The sequence below is a fragment of the Streptomyces sparsus genome, assembly GCF_054776295.1.
Window position 1 is genome coordinate 1 of sequence record NZ_BAAHCA010000733.1, and the last position, 2501, is coordinate 2501.

A 2501-nucleotide genomic window follows, 5' to 3' on the forward strand; every position below is an offset into this window, starting at 1 on the left:
GGGGTCACGGGGGTGCGGTGCCCGGCGCGTCGGCTCGGAGTGCGCGGGCGCCGCCGACCCCCCGGCGGGGTCCGTGGGCGCGGAGGTCGTGGGCGTGCGCTCAGTGGCCGTGCGCTCAGTGGCCGTGCGGTCCTGGTGCGTCGGGTCCTGGTGCTGTCTGTCCGTCCCCATGGCGTTCTGCGCTCCCCTGGAGTGCGATCGGCTTCGGCGCGGCCGCACGGCGACCGCACATCCGGGGTCAACGACGGATTCGTGCGACGGTCACAACAAACGGTGGTGCTCGGCGTGGCACGGCGAGGCGTTCGAGACGTGTTCGACGCGCGTTCGGCCCGGAGGGCGCCGCGAGTAACGGCTCGGCCGCATCTGGGCGGCTCCGCGTGCGTACGGAGGTGTCAGGCCCGATGCTGGTGCCGTGACGATGCACGAGGACGAGTTCTGGCAGCTCATCGACAGCACCCGCGAGACCGCCGAGGGTGACCCGGTGGAGCAGGCGGAGCTGCTGGTCGACCGGCTGACCGGCCTGGATCCCGACACGGTGGTCGATTTCGCCCGCCACTTCGAGGCGCGGTACCAGCGTTCCTACCGCTGGGACCTGTGGGGCGCGGCCTGGATCCTGCTCGACGGGGCCAGCGACGACGCCTTCGACTCGTTCCGCTGCTGGCTGATCGGCCAGGGCCGGGAGGTGTTCGAAGGCGCGCTGCACGGAGGCCCGGACACCCTGGCCCGGCTGCTCGGCGACTTCGACGAGGAGGAGGACGGCGACGGCGAGGAACTGGGCTTCGCCGCCGACGAGGCGTACGAGCAGCTCACCGGCGCCGAGTTGCCCGAGCTGGGGCCCGAGCAGCCCGCCGAACCGCTGGGCTCGCCCCTCGACCTGGAGGACGACAAGGTCCTGGCCGATCAGTTCCCGCTGCTGTGGGCCCGGTTCAGGGAGTAGACGGCGGCCCCGGACGGGCCGGGGCCGCCCGGGGCCGATACCGGGCGGCCCGGGACCGACGGGCGGCTGTCGGCGGGTCAGGCGGCTCCGGACCGGCCGGGGTGCGCGGGGGTCACGGTCCGGCCCATCAGCACGTCGTCCACGTACTCCCCGTCGAGCAGGAACTCCCCCGGCAGCACGCCCTCCACGGCGAAGCCCTCCGCCGCGTAGAGCCGGCGGGCGGGCGTGTTGTGGGCGAGCACCCGCAACGTCAGCCGCCGCACGCCCTGGCGCCGGCAGGTGTCGAGTGCGGCCCGCAGCAGGGCGCGGCCGACGCCGCGACCGCGGGCCCACTCGTCCACCGCCAGGCCCTGTACCTGGCGGACGTGCCGGTTGCTCTCCAGCGGTGTGGGGGCGACCAGCCGCAGGTAACCGGCGGTCCGGCCCCGCACCTCGGCGACGAGGTGCTGACGCGGCAGGTTGCGGTCGTCGAAGAACGGTCGGTGGGGCGGGAGCGGTCGCGGGGTGACGGCGTGCAGCGGCGACCAGGTCCGCCCGTCCAGCGCGGCCAGTTCGGCGTCGTCCGCGGCCACAGCGGTACGGATCAGGAGTTCCCGGTTCATGCCCGGCACTCTGCCTCGCCCGGCGGTCCGGCGTCCATCAGGATGGGCCCATGCGAATCGTGATCACCGGAGCATCCGGACTCATCGGCTCGGCCCTCGTGCGCTCGCTGCGCGGCGACGGCCACGAGGTGATGCGGCTGGTGCGGCGCCCCCCGTCCGCACCCGACGAGGTCGAGTGGGACCCGCAGGCCGGCCGGGTGGACTCACCCGGCCTGGAGGGCTGCGAGGCCGTCGTCCACCTGGCCGGGGCCGGGGTCGGCGACAAGCGCTGGACGGAGAGCTACAAACGGGTGATCCGGGACAGCCGGGTGCGCGGCACGGCCACCGTCGCCACCGCGCTCGCCGGGCTGCGCACGCCGCCCCGGGTCTTCGTGAGCGGCAGCGCCGTCGGCTACTACGGCGACACCGGCGACCGGGCGGTGGACGAGAGCGATCCGCCCGGCACCGGGTTCCTGCCGGAGGTCTGCCAGGAGTGGGAGGCGGCCGCGGCACCGGCCGTCGAGGCGGGCATCCGCACGGTGCATCCGCGCATCGGCCTGGTCGTCTCCCGGGACGGCGGCGCCTGGGGACGGCTGTTCCCGATCTTCAAGGCGGGCATGGGCGGCCGTATGGGTGACGGGCGGCAGTACTGGAGCTTCATCGCGCTGCACGACCAGGTCGCCGCGCTGCGGCACCTGATCGACACCGAGTCGCTGTCCGGGCCGGTGAACCTGACCGCCCCCGATCCGGTGACCAACCGGGAGGTGACCGCCGCCATGGGTCGGGTGCTGCGCCGCCCGACGATCGCGGCGGTGCCCGCTCCGGTGCTGCGGGTGGCCCTGGGTGAGTTCGCCCAGGACGTGCTGGGCAGTCAGCGGGTGATCCCGGTGCGGCTGCTGGAGTCCGGGTTCCGGTTCGAGTACCCCGCGGTGGACGACGCGATCCGCGCGGCGCTGCGCTGAGCCCGCGCGGGCGCCGGAGCG

3 protein-coding genes are annotated in these 2501 nt (G+C 74.6%); 2 read left to right on the forward strand and 1 reads right to left on the reverse strand.

Annotated elements, in window-relative coordinates; all coding sequences use genetic code 11:
* Positions 1–418: 418 nt before the first annotated feature.
* Positions 419–937, forward strand: a complete 519-nt coding sequence (locus tag ACYVE9_RS22735) for a DUF4240 domain-containing protein (protein ID WP_461029756.1) — start codon at positions 419–421, stop codon at positions 935–937.
* A 77-nt stretch (positions 938–1014) separates the two neighbouring features.
* Here ACYVE9_RS22735 and ACYVE9_RS22740 read toward each other — a convergent pair whose 3' ends face one another.
* Positions 1015–1539 (reverse strand): GNAT family N-acetyltransferase, encoded by a 525-nt coding sequence (locus ACYVE9_RS22740; protein WP_461029754.1) that lies wholly within the window; start codon positions 1537–1539, stop codon positions 1015–1017.
* 50 nt (positions 1540–1589) lie between these two features.
* Here ACYVE9_RS22740 and ACYVE9_RS22745 point away from each other — a divergent pair, with 50 nt between their 5' ends.
* Positions 1590–2480, forward strand: coding sequence for a TIGR01777 family oxidoreductase (locus ACYVE9_RS22745; protein WP_461029755.1), 891 nt, complete (start codon positions 1590–1592; stop codon positions 2478–2480).
* Positions 2481–2501: the final 21 nt, after the last annotated feature.

Coding starts and splice junctions, on each gene's coding strand:
- ACYVE9_RS22745 (WP_461029755.1), top strand. CDS start 1,590: ATGCGAATCGTGATCACCGGAGCATCCGGACTCATCGGCTCGGCCCTC.
- ACYVE9_RS22740 (WP_461029754.1), bottom strand. CDS start 1,539: ATGAACCGGGAACTCCTGATCCGTACCGCTGTGGCCGCGGACGACGCC.
- ACYVE9_RS22735 (WP_461029756.1), top strand. CDS start 419: ATGCACGAGGACGAGTTCTGGCAGCTCATCGACAGCACCCGCGAGACC.